Origin of the sequence: Buchnera aphidicola (Muscaphis stroyani) (genome assembly GCF_005080865.1) — a bacterium.
Classification (GTDB): Bacteria; Pseudomonadota; Gammaproteobacteria; order Enterobacterales; family Enterobacteriaceae; genus Buchnera; species Buchnera aphidicola_AG.
The window spans coordinates 192,326-208,549 of the sequence record NZ_CP034861.1; the positions used below are offsets into that span (position 1 = coordinate 192,326).

Genomic DNA, 16,224 nt, shown 5'->3' on the forward strand with positions numbered 1-16,224 from the left:
AGATAAAATATAAAAAATTTAAATCGTGCTTTTTAGCATGAAATAGAATAAAATCTTTAATAGATTTTTTTGGTTAATAATTTTGTTACATTCTAAAATAAGAGATAAATATTCAAATGAATATAAGTTTAACTTGGAAAGATGTACTTTCTCAAGAAAAAAAAAAATATTTTATTAATATGATGAACTATATTAAACATGAAAGATTAAAAAAAAAAATTTATCCATCCTCTAAAGAAATCTTTAGTTCTTTTATCTTGACAAAATTTAAAAATATTAAAGTTGTAATTCTTGGTCAAGATCCATATTTTTCTAAATTTCAAGCTCATGGATTAGCTTTTTCTGTTCCTAAGAATTCTTCTATACCACCTTCTTTAAGGAACATATTTAAAGAGTTAAATAACAATTTTCATAAAAATCATATTTTTCATCATGGATGTTTAGAGAGTTGGTCAAAACAAGGTGTTTTTTTGCTTAATACTATACTTACTGTTGAAGAAAAAAAGCCTAAATCACATAGTAAAATAGGATGGGATATTTTTACCAATCAAGTTATCTCTATGGTTAATTTACACCATAAATCTTTAATTTTTTTACTGTGGGGAAAATGCGCTCAAAAAAAATCTATTCTAATTAATTCCAAGTATCATTATGTATTAAAATCGTCTCATCCTTCTCCATTATCTGCAAATCGAGGTTTTTTTGGATGTAATCATTTTTTTAAAACAAATGAAATTTTAATAAAAAATAGAAAAAAACCAATTAACTGGTTTTTTTAGTTTTAAAAAATAGAAAAAATTTTAAAATTTTTTCTATTTTTATTTAAAATTAATGATTCATTTTCAATACAATTATTGTGTGATATGTTAATATTTTTTTGTATAAAATATTATTTTTAATTTTTAGAAACTATAACTTTTGCTTTTCTTAAAATTTCGGTATTAAAAGAAAATCCCTTTTTATAAACAGAAATAATACAATTTGGTCTTGTTTCGTTTGAGATTTTTGTTGATATAGAATCATGAATTTGAGGGTTAAAAATGTCTTTTTCTTTTCCTTCAATTTTTATACCAAATTTAAACATCATTTTTAATAAAGATTCTGATGTGAGTTTAATTCCTTCAATGAAAGGTTTTTCTTGAAGATTAAGAGAATGAGATAAATTTAATAAATCTTCGAAAGAATCTACAACAGGAATTATATTTTCAAAAAACTCTTTCATTTTCAAACGTTTAATTTCTTTTATTTTAGTTTCAGTTTTTTTTTTGATATTTTCAATTTCAGCTAATTTTCTTAATTGAATATCATTTATTTTTTTTTTATTTTTTAGTATACGTAATTTTAATTCTTCAATTTTTTTATTTTTTATATTAATTATATCGTTTTCATTATTTGACATTTTTTCTTTTAATTCATTTTTTTGATTATTCATATGTTTCACCATTTTATAATTAACTAATTTATTATAGATTTTATAATAAATGTTTCAAGATAACTCTTTTATCATAATAATATACATTGTTTTCTTTATTGGGAATATTTATGTAATGAAAAAGCATTTTGATTGTATTGGAATAGTTGGATACCCTCGTTATTTGAATGCATTGATCACACATGAAATATTGTATAAATGGTTAATTAAAAAGGGTTATAAAGTTTTTATTGAAAACACTGTTGCAAAAGCATTAAAATTAGACAATCCTAATACTGCTACATTAATTCAAATAGGTCAATATTGTGATTTAGCAATTGTAATTGGAGGAGACGGAAATTTATTGTGCGCTGCACGTATTTTGTCGTATTTTAAAATTAAAATTATTGGAATTAATCGAGGAAATTTAGGTTTTCTTACTGATTTAAATCCTGACAATGGATTTCAAAAATTATCAGAAGTATTGTCCGGAAATTATTTTTCAGAAAACCGTTTTTTACTTCACGTTCAAGTGCATCAAAAAAAAAAAATTTTAAATCTGGAGTCGCAATCAATGAAGTGGTTTTACATCCAAAACATGTTGCTCATATGATAGAATTTGATGTTTATATTAATAAAAAATTTGCTTTTTCTCAACGTTCAGATGGATTAATTATTTCTACTCCAACAGGTTCAACTGGTTATTCGCTTTCAGCAGGAGGTCCTATTGTAGATGCTTCATTGGATGCAATTGTCTTAGTTTCTATGTTTCCTCATACCTTGTCTTCCCGTCCTTTAGTAATAAGCAGTGATAGCATTATTTGTTTAAAATTTTCTAATATAAAAAATAAATTAAAAATTAGTTGTGATAGCCAAATTGCATTATCAATTGAAAAAGGAGAATATGTGTTTGTTCGTAAAAGTAGCTATTATCTAAATTTAATTCATCCTAAAAATTATAATTATTTTAAAACTTTAACTTCAAAGTTAAATTGGTCTAAAAAATTTTTTTAATTTTATATTTAATTTTTTAGTATAATATTAATTAAGTATATTTTTATAAAATCTGTGTAAAATTTTAAAAAATTGTTGTTTTTTCTATGTATAGGAATTATGTAATGAATTATAAGATGATAAGTCTGTTATTAATAGTTGTTTTATTATCTAATTGTTCTTTTTTAGATAAAAAGTCTTATAGTTCTGATGTGTTTCAAGAAGCTTGTTTTAATCAACATAATTTAGAGAAAATTCATTCAGGCATGAGTAGAGATGAAGTAATATATATTTTTGGAGAGCCAATTATTTCAGATATTTTTAATGATGAATATCATTATGTTTTTTATGAATTAAAAAATAAATGTACTTTAAATAGGAAAACATTAAATTTAACTTTTAAAAATAATAAAGTACTTTTTTTTAATATAAAGTAATATTATTTAATTGTTAAAAATTTTTTTGGAGCTGGCGGGATTTGAACCCGCGTCCAAAATTTCTACAAATAAAGTTCTACATGCTTAGTTTTTACTTAACTGAATTCTTTGTCTAATCTGTAAAAACTTATTTTAGACATATATCTTGTACTTTTATGACATATCACTTTCCAAGCAAAGTTTTATGTTTTCTCTTTTAAAATTAACCTTTCTAAGTTTCTTTTTTCCTAAGAGAGAAGGATCAGAAGAAAGGGCTTTATTAAGTTTTTTAAGCTGCTAAAGCGTAGTTTTGTTGATTTTTTGCAGATATTGTTTTACGGTTTTTTTCGAGGCAAACCGTTCCTCGACATGCTCTTTATTTTTTGATAATTTTGTCGAATCCTTAAACAGCCCCATGATAATGATTAAAATATTTTAAATAATAATATCATATAAACAATGAGTTTGTCTATATTTTTATGGTATAAATTTAAACGTATAATTTATACTAAGACTATTTTTAATAGTATAAGTTAAAATGTATACTAGACGATTTTAAAAAAAGGATTAAATGTATGAACGTTGTTGAAAAAATTAAAAATCAAATTAAAAATAATATTATTCTTATTTATATGAAAGGAAATCCTCAATCTCCTAGCTGTGGTTTTTCTGCTCAAGCAGTTAAAGCTTTATCTTTTTGTGGCGAGAAATTTGCTTATGTTGATATATTAAAAAACCAAGATATTCGAATTGAATTGCCAAAATATGCTAATTGGCCTACATTTCCCCAATTATGGGTAGACGGTGAATTGATTGGTGGTTGCAGTATTATCCTTGAAATGTTACATAATGGACAATTGCAAAAATTAATATCAAAGGCAGTCAAAAAAAATAAAAAATAAAAAACTTATTTTTAAAATTTATAAAAAGATATAAAAGATATGACATTACATGGAAACTATTTTTTGAAAGATGTTTTTATGCTTAATGTCATGTCTTTTAATTTTTTGTAAAAAATTAAATATAAAATATTTTTTATCTCAATTAATATTTTTTTATTTTTGTAGGCCAACCACCTAAATATTTCCAACGATTTACTATAGCACAAAAAAGATTGGCGGTTTGCAAAGTATCATAAAGCGCAGAATGAGCTTGGTTGTTATCAAAAGGAAGACCTATAGCTTTACATGCTTTTGCTAGCACTGTTTCACCTACAGCTAGAGCGCTTAATGATGCAGTATCAAATGTAACAAATGGATGAAATGGATTTTTTTTAACTTTTTCTCTATCCATTGCTGCCATTAAAAAATTATGATCAAAGTTAGCGTTATGAGCCACTACAATTCCTTTACTGCATCCTTGCACTTTAATTCCTTTATTTACCATTTTTAATATTGATGTAATTGCTGTTTTTTCGCTTATAGCACCTCTTAATGGATTAAATGGATCAATTTTGTTAAATGCAATAGCGTCGGGTTTTATAATGGATCCTTTAAATGGTTTTATATGAAAGTGAAGTTTACTTTCTTTGTGCAGCCATCCTGATTCATCCATTCTTAATGTAATGATAGAAATTTCTAATAATGCATCAGTTTTAGCATTAAATCCAGCTGTTTCAATATCAATAATAACAGGGTAAAAAGTTCGGAATCGATCGCTTAATAAATTACACTTTTGAGTTGTAGACATCAAAATCTCATTATTTAAAATTACTTCTTATGTATTAATTGAATAATTAATTAATTTTTCATTTTTTATTTTAAAAATTTATTATAAAATAAAATTATATAAAAACAAAAAATTTTAATAATTTTTTAAAATAAAGATATAATATAATTTTATTTTTTAAATTTTAATTTAAATAAAGTATTATACATTACTAATAATGTAAACTAGTGTACTATAATTTATTAAGTTCTTTAATATTTAAGATTAAATTTTAATTTTTATCAAATATTTTTAAATTCTTTTTCTAAAAATTTTTTACTCGAATAGGATAATAAAATGAGCTATGTTTTACCTAATTTACCTTATGAATATAATGCATTAGAGCCTTTTTTTGATAAAGAAACAATGAAAATTCATCATACAAAACACCATCAAAATTACGTGAATAACACAAATTCTATTTTAAAAAAAACTGTTTTTTCTTCTTTATCCATTGAAGAATTAATGTCTATTTTTAACGAAATTGAATTAGAAAATAAAACTGCTTTACAAAACAATGCAGGAGGACATATAAATCATAGTTTTTTTTGGAAAAGTTTAAAAATTGGAACGTTTTTGCCTGAAATTTTAAAAATAGAAATTGAAAAAAAATTTGGAAGTATTGACGTATTTAAAGAAAAATTTGAAAGAATTGCAATTAATCATTTTGGATCAGGTTGGATATGGTTGGTTAATCAAAATGGTGTATTATCTATAGTCTCTACCAGTAATCAAGATAGTCCTTTAATGGGTGTAAAAATATCAAAAACATACGGTTACCCAATTATTGGTTTAGATGTATGGGAGCACGCATATTATTTGAAATATCAAAACAGACGAATAGACTATGTTAAATCTTTTTGGAATGTAATAAATTGGGAAGAAGCCTGTAATCGTTTACAAAATCAATAATATAAAAAAATATGATTTTAATTATTTACATAAAACAAATCTAAAATTCATATTTCCATACTTTCAAGGCATAGAGAATCAATTTATTAAATTTTTTAATAAAATTTTTATAAAACATGCGATATAAAATATATTGTGTGTTTTGATACTTTATAAAATTAAAAAATTTATTAAAATAAAAAATTTTATTTTTTAAAGGATGTTTTTTGAGCATTATTAAAATAATAGTAGGATTATCTAATCCTAAAACAAAATATCATTGCACACGTCATAATGCAGGATCACGTTATGTTTACCAATTAGCTAAACTTTATTTTCAAGTGCTAATAAAAGAAAAAAAATTTTCTGGTTTTACTTCCTCTTTTTTTATTAAATCTAGTTATGTAAGACTATTTGTTCCTGATGTATTTATGAATTTAAATGGTGAATTAGTATATAAAATAGCTTCATATTACGATATAAAATTAAATGAAATTCTAATAATACATGATGATTTAGAACTAAAACCGGGAATAATAAAATTAAAATACAGCTATGGACATAATGGACACAATGGATTAAGAAGTGTTATTAGTCATTTTGGAGATAAAAAAATTAACTTTTATCGATTGAGAATTGGTATTGGTCGACCAATTAATAAAAAACAAGTATCTTCGTTTGTTTTGTCAAATCCTACTGATATTGAAAATATTTTAATTAACCAGTGCATTGTAGATTCTATAAAAAAAAACCATTTCTTAATTACTTCAATAAAGTAATCTATCACAATATTACATAGATCTTTTATTATAATTTGTATATTAAGGTATCATAATAATGAGTTTTAAATGCGGGATTATAGGATTACCAAATGTAGGAAAATCTACTTTATTTAATACATTAACAAAAGGGAATTCAGTAGTTGCTAATTTTCCTTTTTGTACTATCAAACCGAATATTGGAATTGTTTCAGTTCCTGATACTCGCATTGATGAGTTGTCAAAAATTATTAATCCTAAAAAAATCATACGTGCATGTATAGAATTTGTAGACATTGCGGGATTAGTAAAAGGAGCCTCCAAAGGAGAGGGGTTAGGAAATCAATTTTTAAATACTATAAGAGAGTCAGATACTATAGCGCATGTTGTGCGTTGCTTTAAAGATCGTAATATTACTCATATTTATAATCAGATAAATCCAGAAAAAGATGTATCAATTATTAATAATGAATTGATACTGTCTGACTTTGAAACTTGTAATAAAGCAATATTTCAGTTAAAAAAAAACATAAAAATTAATAATCAAGATAAAGAAAAAATATTAATTACATTAAAAAAATGTATGGATTGTTTAAACAATTTCAAAATGATTAAGAATATTTTTTTAGATGATAATGAAAAAAAATTAATTAGTCATTTTCGATTTTTAACGCTAAAACCAACAATGTATATTGCTAATATTGATGATAGTCAAGAATCTCTTATTTTTTTAAATTCTTTAAAAGAAATAGCTAAAAAAGAAAATTCTAAAGTTATTCCGATTTCCGCCCTTCTGGAGTTGGATTTATCCAAAATGGATAATTTGGATCAAAAAGAATTTATGAAAGAATTTAATATAAAACAATTAGGTTTAAATAATATTATTATACAAGGCTATCAATTACTTAATTTAATTACTTTTTTTACTGCTGGAAAAAAAGAAATTCATGCTTGGTCTATTCCCAATGGAAGTACTAGCCTTCAAGCGGCTGATAAAATACATAGTGATTTTAAGAAAGGTTTTATTCGATCTCAAATTATTAAATTTTCAGATTTTTTAAAATACAAAAATGAAGTTAAAATAAGAGAATTAGGAAAATTTAAAACTGAAGGAAAAGATTATTTAGTCCAAGATGGTGATATAATTCATTTTTTGTTTAATGTTTAGTAATCGTTACATTTTAAAAATATTTTAAGAGAGGAAAGTATATTTTATCCTCTCTAATTTTATGAATTTATTCTTCAATTAAAAATTTTTTTAACTTACTAAAATTAGGATTTATATTATGAGATAATAATGGTGAATTAATTCTATTTTTTAAAGATTTTGGCAATAAAATATTATTTTTTAGTATTTTTTCTACTGTATTTTTAAACTTAGCTGGATGTGCAGTTCCTAAAAATAAACCAAATTCACCTGGTTTTAATTGATCTTTTAATAATCTGTATGCAATTGCAGCATGAGGCTCAGATTCATAACCTAATTTAAATAGTTCCTGTAATGTCTCTATTGTCGTATCATCAGATACGCTTCCAAACCTTAGTTCTTTTAAATTCCAACTTTTTCGATGGAATAGTTCTTCTATTCGAGTCCAATTATTAGGTTGACTAATATCCATAGCATTAGAAATAGTTGATATAGTTTTTTTTGGTTTCCATTTACCACTCTTTAAAAATCTTGGAACAGTATCATTTGAGTTTGTACATGCTATAAAAGATTTTATTGGTAAACCAAGAGATTTCGCTAATAAGCCAGCTGTTAAATTTCCAAAATTTCCACATGGAACAGATATTACTAGTTTTTTTTGTTGTTTTTTAGAAATTAAAGAAAAAGCTTCAAAATAGTAGCATATTTGAGCTAATAAGCGACTGATATTAATTGAATTAGCTGAATTTAATCCTATAGATTCTTTTAGTTTTTTATCATCAAATGCTTCTTTTACTAATTTTTGACAATCATCAAAGCTTCCATTAATTGATATAGTTTTTATATTTCCACCTAATGTGCAAAATAACTTCTCTTGTAAATCACTAATTTTTCCCTTTGGATATAAAATAATGACTCTAACATTTTTCATTCCGTAAAAAGCATGCGCTACTGCTGCACCAGTATCTCCAGAAGTCGCAGTTAAAATAGTAAATAATTCATTATTTTTTTTAAAAGACTGTATCATTTGAGCCATAAAACGAGCTCCAAAATCTTTAAAAGCTAGAGTTGGTCCATGAAATAATTCAAAACAACTGATATCTTTTTTGATATCTACTTTTAATGGGTACTGAAATGAAAACGCTTTTTTGACATATTCATATAATTTTTCTTTAGATATTTCATGAGAAATAAATTTAGATAATATTTCAGTACTTCGAGTAATAAAATCCATTTTTAACATTTTTGACAGCTCTTGAGGTTTAATAGTTGGAAGTTTTACTGGAAAAAATAATCCTTGTTTTTCTCCTAATCCTAATTTTATAGCAGTCTCAAAATTTACTTGCTCAGTATGATTTTTTAAATTATAAAGTTTCATTATTCACCCTATTATTCGAGCGCCTTTTAAGTCTAAAGCGCAAATGTGTACAAATCCTGTATTATTTTGTAAATAATTTTTTGATAACCACAAAGATATTTTTTGAGCTATTTCTATATCATCCGAAACAGCAAAAATAGTAGGACCTGAACCAGATATACCACAGCTCATGGCTCCTATTTTTTTTATTTCTTTTTTAGTTTTTAAAAAATTAGGTAATAATTTAATACGATATGGTTCAGCTATAAAATCTCGCATCAATCGTGCGGCTAAATCTGGTTGCTTACTATATAAAGAATGAACAAATCCAGACAGGTATCGACTGTTTTTTATGCAAATTTCTTTCGTGTATTTTTTTGGTAGTATTCCTCTTGCTTCTGCAGTTGAAACATTAATTCCTGGCCAAGCAACAATCCATAGCCAATTTTTAAAACATGGAAGTTGTTGGCTAATTATTTGTGAGTCTTCAAGAATTAATTGTAAACCTCCCAAATAAGACGGGGCAACATTATCATAGTGTATACTTCCTGATATTTCTCCTTCCAACTCTCCCATTAAAGATAAAAGTTCTTGAGAATTTAAAGGATTATTGCAAATTTTATTCATTGCAAAAAAAGTAGAGACAACTGAACATGCACTTGAACCTAATCCAGATCCAACAGGCATATTTTTTTCAAGAACAATGGAAACTGGTACATTTTCATTTATTACATTACAAAATTTTAACCAACATTTCCAAACAATATTTTTTTTAACATCTTTAGGTAGTTTATTGGAAAAAACACCTTTATTTTCTAGTGTAAACTTATTTGATAATGTTACTGTTATACAATCACCTAAATGATTTCCATTGATAGGCTTAATTGCTGCTCCTAAAATATCGAATCCAACTCCAACATTACCAATAGAAGCTGGTGCGTAAATTTTAATCATTTCTATGCTCCTAACATTTATGATATTGTACGCAGTAAGTCAGAGAATACTCCAGATGCAGTAACATTTTTACCAGCACCATAACCTCTTAATACAAGAGGAATTGGTTGATAATAATTGGTATAAAAAGCTAATACATTTTCACCATTTTTTACTGTATATAATGGATCATTAGGATGAATTTCTTCGATCTTTATGGAACATTTTCCCCTTTTTTTTATTATTCCTACAAAACGTAGAACATTGTTTTTTTTATGTGCTTTTTTAACGCGATTTAAGAAAATAGGATCTAATTTCTTTAATTTAATAAAGAATTCATCTATATTACGATATTTTTTAAATTCATTAGGTAATAAAGGTTCAATTTGAATATCTTTTAGTTCAATTTGATATCCAATTTCACGAGCGATGATTAACAATTTTCTAGCTACGTCGATTCCAGATAAATCATCGCATGGATTAGGTTCAGTGAAACCAAGATCTTTAGCTTCTTTCGTTGCTTGTGATAATAATAAACCTTCTTCTAATCTTCCAAAGATAAAAGATAGTGATCCAGATAATATTCCTTTAAAATGAATTAAATTGTCTCCTGTATTAAATAGATTTTGAAGTGTTTGTATCACTGGTAATCCAGCTCCGACATTAGTTTCATATAAAAATTTTTTATTTGTTTTCAAAGAAGCAGATCTTATCTGTTGATAGTACGTCCATTCACTAGTATTTGCTTTTTTGTTTGAAGTAATTACATGAAATCCTTGATTAATAAAATAAACGTATTTTTTTGACAGTAATTCATCAGATGTACAATCTATTATCACTGGATTAATAAAAGAATTATTTTGTACTAAATTACATAGAATTTCTAAATTAAATAATTTTTTTGATTCTAAAAATTTTTCTTTCCAATTATGTAAATCTATGCCTTCATAAGAAGTTAGCATTTTCTTAGAATTTGCAATAACAACGACTTTAATTACTATATCTCTTTTATTTAATATTTTTTTTTGACTAAAAATTTGATTTATTAACTCATTTCCTACTCCTCCTATTCCGATTAAAATAACGTCAATAATATTTTTGTTGAGAAATAAAGCATTATGAACATGTTTTACTCCTGTTAAAATATTTTTTTGATCAATAACTAATGATATTAAATTTTCCGAAGCACCTTGAACAATTGAAAAAATATTAATTTTATTCATACCTAAAACAGAACAAATTTTAGATGCTATGTTATGTTTTTTTTGAATTTGAGAGCCAATAACTGATAAAATAGATAAATTTTTATAAATTTTAAAAGTGTTCATTAATTTTTCTTTTAGTTCTAATTGAAATTCTCTTTCTAATAAAAATTTTGTTTTGTTAGTTAAAGACTCTGATATACAAAAGTTAATTTTATTTTCTGATGATGATTGAGTGATTAATATAATCTTAATATTGTCTTTTGATGTCGTTGTAAATATACGAGATATTATGTTACCTACATTTTTAATTCGACTTCCAGATATATTAAACATTGCTATATGATCAAGATGTGTAACACCTTTTAAGATCTGTTCTTTTGAATCGTTTTGTTGACAAATTAAAGTGCCAACAGATTTTATATTATCTGTATTTTTAATAAAACATGGAATTTTAAATTGAGAAATTGGTTCAATAGTACGAGGATGCAGTACTTTGGCTCCGAAATAAGACAGCTCCATTGCTTCTTGATAAGATATTGATTTTAATAAATGAGCATTTTGAACCTCTCTAGGATCACAGGTAAAAACTCCATTTACATCTGTCCAAATTTCACAGCAACTTGCTTCTAAACAAGCAGCTAAGACCGCTGCGGAATAATCAGAACCATTACGCCCTAATACTACTAACTCTTCTTTTTCATTTCCAGCAATAAATCCAGACATTAAAATAATATTTTTTTTATTTATATTAAGACTACTGATACGATCTTTAGATTTTAATATATCTACTGTAGAATCCAAGTAGTTTCCTATAGAAACTAAACTTTTAACAGGATTTATAATAGATACTTTGTAATTTTTAGCTTTTAATATTTTCTTCATAATAGAAACTGATAGCACTTCTCCACAAGAAATAACGCTTGCTTGAGTACTTTCTGGGCATTTTCCTAATAAAACAATTCCTTTCATTATTTGTTTTAAGTGATGAAATTTTTCATTGATTGTTTTTTTTAATGATTTATATTCAAAATTTACTTGCATTTTAAAAAGATCAGTTATTAATTTAATAAAAATGTCTTCTGCAAAAGTAATACTTTCTGCTATTTCTTTATTTTTTATTGCATTTTCAATAAGATTTACTAGATGATTAGTGACTTTAGCTGGAGCCGAAAGAACTGCTGCAATTTGTTCATTTTTTAGATTATTTTCTATAATTTTAGCTACGCATAAAAATTTTTGTGCATCAGCTAATGAAGTACCACCAAATTTTAATAGTTTCATATTTTGGTTCCTTTATTTTATTTCATAAAAAAAACCCGCGTTAAAGTATGAGCGGGTTTTTAACTAAATATGTATTAGCTCACGCAATGACTAGTTATAATAATAAACACAGTTGCTTCAGTAATAGGATACAAATAAATTTTAATAATTTTTTGAATAATTTTTAGAAGAAGTTTATTTTTTAAAAAAGTATTTAATAAATTAAGTAGTATTTTTTTGAATATAAAACATTTTTATTATTTAATATAATAAAATTTTAACAATTATTTATTTTATCATAAAATTAATTATTTCAATGTTAGTTACAACATTTTAATAAAAACATATTTTTTTACATAATAAACGATGGTTATGTAGAAAATAATAGATAAAAGATGTATAAAATATGATTTAATAGTTGTCGATGTACGTTCAACAAAGAAATAAGAAATTTTATTTTAAAAGTCTCTATTTGATTTCATAAAAAATGGTGTTTTTAATCAGTATTTACAATTTCAAAAAATATAATTTTTATAACATAATGATCATAATCAGTGCAACAGTTAAAAAATAAATATTTATTTCTTTAAATTTAAATCATTTTCTATATAAAAATGATTTTTTTACTTGAATAGGTATCAGTATTTTACTGTTAACTAAAATATAATAAAATTTAAATTTATCATTAAAATTTAGAAGATATCATGAAACATGTGATTGAAGTTATTATTTCCGAAAAAGAGATCGATACTCGTGTTCGTGAGTTAGGAAAAGAAATTACTGAAAAGTATCAATATACTCGTCATAAAATAATATTAATTGCATTATTAAGAGGTTCATTTGTTTTTATAGCTGATTTATGCCGAAGAATTCAAATTGAGCATGAAGTAGACTTTATGACTACCTCTAGCTATGGAAGGGGGGTTTTATCTAGTGGAGATGTAAAAATCATAAAAGACTTAGATGAAGATATTTATAATAAAAATGTTTTAATTGTGGAAGATATTATTGATTCAGGAAAAACTTTAAGTAAAGTGTTAGAAATTTTAAGACTCAGAAGTCCTAAATCATTATCAATTTGCACTCTTTTAGACAAACCAGAATGTCGTGAAGTTAATATTCTAGTTGATTTTATTGGATTTTTTATTCCAGATGATTTTATAGTAGGTTATGGAATCGATTATGCTCAATGTTATCGTCATTTACCGTATATAGGGAAAGTGGTTTTTTCGTAAAAACAAAGATTTAAACTGATTTATATGAATTGTTGTTATGAATTTATTATTTTATCAGACAATTTATAAAAAATTTAATACGTTTATTAAATAGATTTAAAAAAAAGGATACTCGAGGTTATAAATTAAATTAATCGAATATCCTTAATTAAAAATTTAGCCAGTCATTTGTTTTTCTCTAATCTCTGCTAGAGTTTTACAGTCAATACAAAGATTAGCAGTAGGTCTAGCTTCTAATCGAGGAATACCGATTTCAATACCACAAGAATTACAATAACCAAAATCTTGTTCTTTAATTTTTTTTAAAGTAATTTCTATTTTTTTAATTAATTTACGACTTCGATCTCGATTTCTTAATTCTAGACTAAATTCTTCTTCTTGTGTAGCTCGATCAACAGGATCTGGAAAATTAGTAGATTTATCTTTCATGTACAGCAGAGTGTGGTTAATTTCACTTTTTAATTGATTTTTCCATGTTTCAAGTATTTTTTTAAAATGTAATATTTGATTATCATTCATATATTTTTCATCTGTTTTTTTTTGATAAGGCTTTAAACCTGCGCTAGAAAGAACATTTAAAGATGATTTTTTTTTGTTTTTTTTTTCCATAAATTTCTCCAATGATAATATTTTTATATAAACTAAGTATTAATATATATGCGTTAATGAAACTATACTTTAATAAAGCGCATTAATTATTTAAAAATATTTTTTAAGTTTATGTATATTTTGTTTGTTAATCTGTTATAAAAATATTTATATTATAAGTTTTATGAAAAAAAATCAAAGTATTAATAATTTTATAGTGCAGTTTAACTAAACATATTAAATATGGATCAAAAGCTTTTATAAAATTTATCTTTTATAAAAATAAAATTTTTATCATTCATCTTTATAATTACAATACAGGAAGAGTCATTTTGAACGAGATTAAAAATGATAAAAAAAAAATTGCTTTAGGAATTCAGTATGATGGAAGCGCTTATCATGGATGGCAATTTCAGAAAACTGTGTCTAGTGTTCAAGAGGAATTAGAAAATGCTATATCTAGAATATCTAACCATAAAGTAAATGTTACATGCGCCGGAAGAACTGATGCTGGAGTTCACAGTATGGGACAAGTTGTACATTTCAAAACTAATTCTGTTCGTAAAGAATCTTCTTGGACTATGGGTGTAAATACTTATTTATCTAAATATATTTCTGTTCAATGGGTCAGAGAAGTTCCTATTTTTTTCAATGCGAGAAGCAGCGCTATTGATCGATCTTATCGATATATTATATATAATAATACTTTTCGTTCCGGTATTTTTCATAATCAATATAAACATGTTTATAAAAAATTAGATGAATTTAAAATGAATTCTGCATCTCAATATTTATTAGGAGAGCATGATTTTACATCTTTTCGAGCAGTTAATTGTCAATCCAAGTCTCCTTGGAAGAAGATAAAAAAGTTACATGTTTGGCGCTGTAATAACTTAGTGATTATTGATATCACAGCTAATTCTTTTTTATATCACATGGTTCGAAATATTGTAGGTTCTTTAATTGAAATCGGAACATCTAAAAGAAAAAAATATTGGATAAAAGAATTGTTAAATAAAAGAAATAGAATTTATGGAGGACCAACTGTAGAGCCTCAAGGTTTGTACTTATTTTTTGTAAAATATCCTGATTATTTTAATTTACCTAAATTTAAAAATAATTTTACTTTTTTTATCTAAAAATAAATATTAAAAATTTTTTATAAGATATATAAATAGTAAAATAATTATTTATTAATAAGTTAAAATATGTAAAATATTTTTTTATTAATGCTTTTTTTCATTTCTAGTGCGTATAGCATGTTATAGATTTTATTTATATTTTCAGATAATTCAATTAATAAAGGGCATGAGTATTCAAATATCCTATTTTAACATATAGTAAAATAATAAAATTAAAGCCTATCAATTTATTTTCTAAAAAAGATATATCCAATTTTTTATAAAATGTTATGTATCGAAAAACAGATATTGTAATGATACTGAGATAATTTTTTATCTAAGATAATAGAATAAGAGTTCATATTTTGATTTTTCAATTTTTCTGATAAAAAAGAAGAGTTTTATGCAAAAAATCATGTTTTAATAAAGATTTTATAATTAAATTTAACAATATTTCAAATAAAGACAATTTTATTATTTTTTATTTTAGAGTTTAAATTGATTTAAATGATCAATTCTCTTAAACAAAAGAAATAAATGTTTTTATTCCTCTAGTAAAAATTTTTTTCAATTGAAGATAGACTTTTTTATATTTACTATGGAATGGATATGTTTTCTATTACAAAATTTGTTTAAAAAATCTAGTATCTAACTGAATAATAAAAAGTAGTAGTAATCTTACTCAATGATCAGTTAAAAATTTATTGTTAAATAGTATTTAATCATTATGAAAAAAATTAATAAAATAATACACATCTTTAGTTTAAATTAGTTTTGTAAGAAATATAAAATTTTAGATTTTTTATTTAAATAAAATATATTTAAGTTAAGGAAGAAATGATTAAATTCTTGAATTTTTTCTTATTTTTCATTTGAAAATTAATAAATAAATTAACTTTAAATTAGTATGAACTATTATTTAACGCATTTAAAAAAAGCATCTTTATATAATTTTAGACGCATCCAATTTTTTTTAAGAAAATAAATTTATAAATATTTAAACATAAAATTTTAAGAATTTAGCCTAAAAGTTATTTAATTTTATCTTATTATGATTTTTTAAAACTTTTTCAATTAGAATTAAATAGAGATTAAGTCAATAAAATTAAAAATTTATTAGGTTCTAAAATATTTATAGCTTTTGATTGAATTTCAAAAAAAATACAGAAGAAAATTTGTAATATAAAAACATCTGTACTACA

General features: G+C 23.9%; 14 protein-coding genes, 1 other RNA gene and 1 pseudogene. 9 read left to right on the plus strand and 7 right to left on the minus strand.

Translation table 11 applies throughout. The features are described from left to right. The first annotated feature begins 122 nt into the window (after window positions 1-122). Window positions 123-779: a uracil-DNA glycosylase gene (ung, locus tag D9V75_RS00880; protein ID WP_158344047.1), complete on the plus strand. Its 657-nt coding sequence runs from the start codon at window positions 123-125 to the stop codon at window positions 777-779. A 116-nt stretch (window positions 780-895) separates the two neighbouring features. Here ung and grpE read toward each other — a convergent pair whose 3' ends face one another. Next, window positions 896-1,432, minus strand: coding sequence for a nucleotide exchange factor GrpE (gene grpE / locus D9V75_RS00885; RefSeq protein ID WP_158343363.1), 537 nt, complete (start codon window positions 1,430-1,432; stop codon window positions 896-898). Between the two features lie 115 nt (window positions 1,433-1,547). Here grpE and nadK point away from each other — a divergent pair. Further along, window positions 1,548-2,425, plus strand: a pseudogene (gene nadK, locus D9V75_RS00890) (NAD(+) kinase). Window positions 2,426-2,529: 104 nt separating this feature from the next. Further along, on the plus strand, window positions 2,530-2,841 hold the full coding sequence (locus tag D9V75_RS00895; protein WP_187306304.1) for an outer membrane protein assembly factor BamE: 312 nt from the start codon (window positions 2,530-2,532) through the stop codon (window positions 2,839-2,841). A gap of 25 nt (window positions 2,842-2,866) precedes the next feature. On the opposite strand, the gene ssrA is transcribed toward D9V75_RS00895, so the two are convergent. Beyond that, window positions 2,867-3,235, minus strand: a transfer-messenger RNA (tmRNA) gene (gene ssrA / locus D9V75_RS00900). 160 nt (window positions 3,236-3,395) lie between these two features. Here ssrA and grxD point away from each other — a divergent pair. Beyond that, complete coding sequence (grxD, locus tag D9V75_RS00905) at window positions 3,396-3,722, plus strand: Grx4 family monothiol glutaredoxin (protein ID WP_158343368.1); 327 nt, start codon at window positions 3,396-3,398, stop codon at window positions 3,720-3,722. Window positions 3,723-3,864: 142 nt separating this feature from the next. On the opposite strand, the gene rnt is transcribed toward grxD, so the two are convergent. Further along, window positions 3,865-4,509, minus strand: a complete 645-nt coding sequence (gene rnt, locus D9V75_RS00910; protein WP_158343370.1) for a ribonuclease T — start codon at window positions 4,507-4,509, stop codon at window positions 3,865-3,867. 315 nt (window positions 4,510-4,824) lie between these two features. Here rnt and D9V75_RS00915 point away from each other — a divergent pair, with 315 nt between their 5' ends. The 3 genes from D9V75_RS00915 to ychF all read left to right on the plus strand — a co-directional run bounded on the left by D9V75_RS00915 (window position 4,825) and on the right by ychF (window position 7,344). Next, window positions 4,825-5,439 (plus strand): Fe-Mn family superoxide dismutase, encoded by a 615-nt coding sequence (locus D9V75_RS00915; protein ID WP_158343372.1) that lies wholly within the window; start codon window positions 4,825-4,827, stop codon window positions 5,437-5,439. Between the two features lie 221 nt (window positions 5,440-5,660). After that, window positions 5,661-6,197 carry an aminoacyl-tRNA hydrolase gene (gene pth / locus D9V75_RS00920; RefSeq protein WP_158344048.1) on the plus strand — a complete coding sequence of 179 codons (537 nt, stop codon included), beginning with the start codon at window positions 5,661-5,663 and terminating at the stop codon, window positions 6,195-6,197. Between the two features lie 58 nt (window positions 6,198-6,255). Next, entirely contained in the window at window positions 6,256-7,344 is a 1,089-nt protein-coding gene (gene ychF / locus D9V75_RS00925) for a redox-regulated ATPase YchF (protein WP_158343374.1), read from the plus strand. A gap of 67 nt (window positions 7,345-7,411) precedes the next feature. On the opposite strand, the gene thrC is transcribed toward ychF, so the two are convergent. The 3 genes from thrC to thrA are packed head-to-tail and all read right to left on the minus strand — an operon-like array spanning window position 7,412 to window position 12,099. Next, the gene (thrC, locus tag D9V75_RS00930) at window positions 7,412-8,701 is read right to left on the minus strand and encodes a threonine synthase (protein WP_158343376.1); all 1,290 of its coding nucleotides are present in this window, start codon (window positions 8,699-8,701) and stop codon (window positions 7,412-7,414) included. Window positions 8,702-8,704: 3 nt separating this feature from the next. Next, window positions 8,705-9,634 (minus strand): homoserine kinase, encoded by a 930-nt coding sequence (gene thrB, locus D9V75_RS00935; RefSeq protein WP_158343378.1) that lies wholly within the window; start codon window positions 9,632-9,634, stop codon window positions 8,705-8,707. 17 nt (window positions 9,635-9,651) lie between these two features. Further along, on the minus strand, window positions 9,652-12,099 hold the full coding sequence (thrA, locus tag D9V75_RS00940; RefSeq protein WP_158343380.1) for a bifunctional aspartate kinase/homoserine dehydrogenase I: 2,448 nt from the start codon (window positions 12,097-12,099) through the stop codon (window positions 9,652-9,654). 683 nt (window positions 12,100-12,782) lie between these two features. On the opposite strand from thrA, the gene hpt reads away from it, so the two are divergent. Then, on the plus strand, window positions 12,783-13,313 hold the full coding sequence (hpt, locus tag D9V75_RS00945; RefSeq protein ID WP_158343382.1) for a hypoxanthine phosphoribosyltransferase: 531 nt from the start codon (window positions 12,783-12,785) through the stop codon (window positions 13,311-13,313). 156 nt (window positions 13,314-13,469) lie between these two features. Here hpt and dksA read toward each other — a convergent pair whose 3' ends face one another. Continuing rightward, on the minus strand, window positions 13,470-13,922 hold the full coding sequence (dksA, locus tag D9V75_RS00950; RefSeq protein WP_158343384.1) for an RNA polymerase-binding protein DksA: 453 nt from the start codon (window positions 13,920-13,922) through the stop codon (window positions 13,470-13,472). A 311-nt stretch (window positions 13,923-14,233) separates the two neighbouring features. On the opposite strand from dksA, the gene truA reads away from it, so the two are divergent. Beyond that, complete coding sequence (gene truA / locus D9V75_RS00955) at window positions 14,234-15,040, plus strand: tRNA pseudouridine(38-40) synthase TruA (RefSeq protein WP_158343387.1); 807 nt, start codon at window positions 14,234-14,236, stop codon at window positions 15,038-15,040. Window positions 15,041-16,224 lie beyond the last annotated feature (1,184 nt).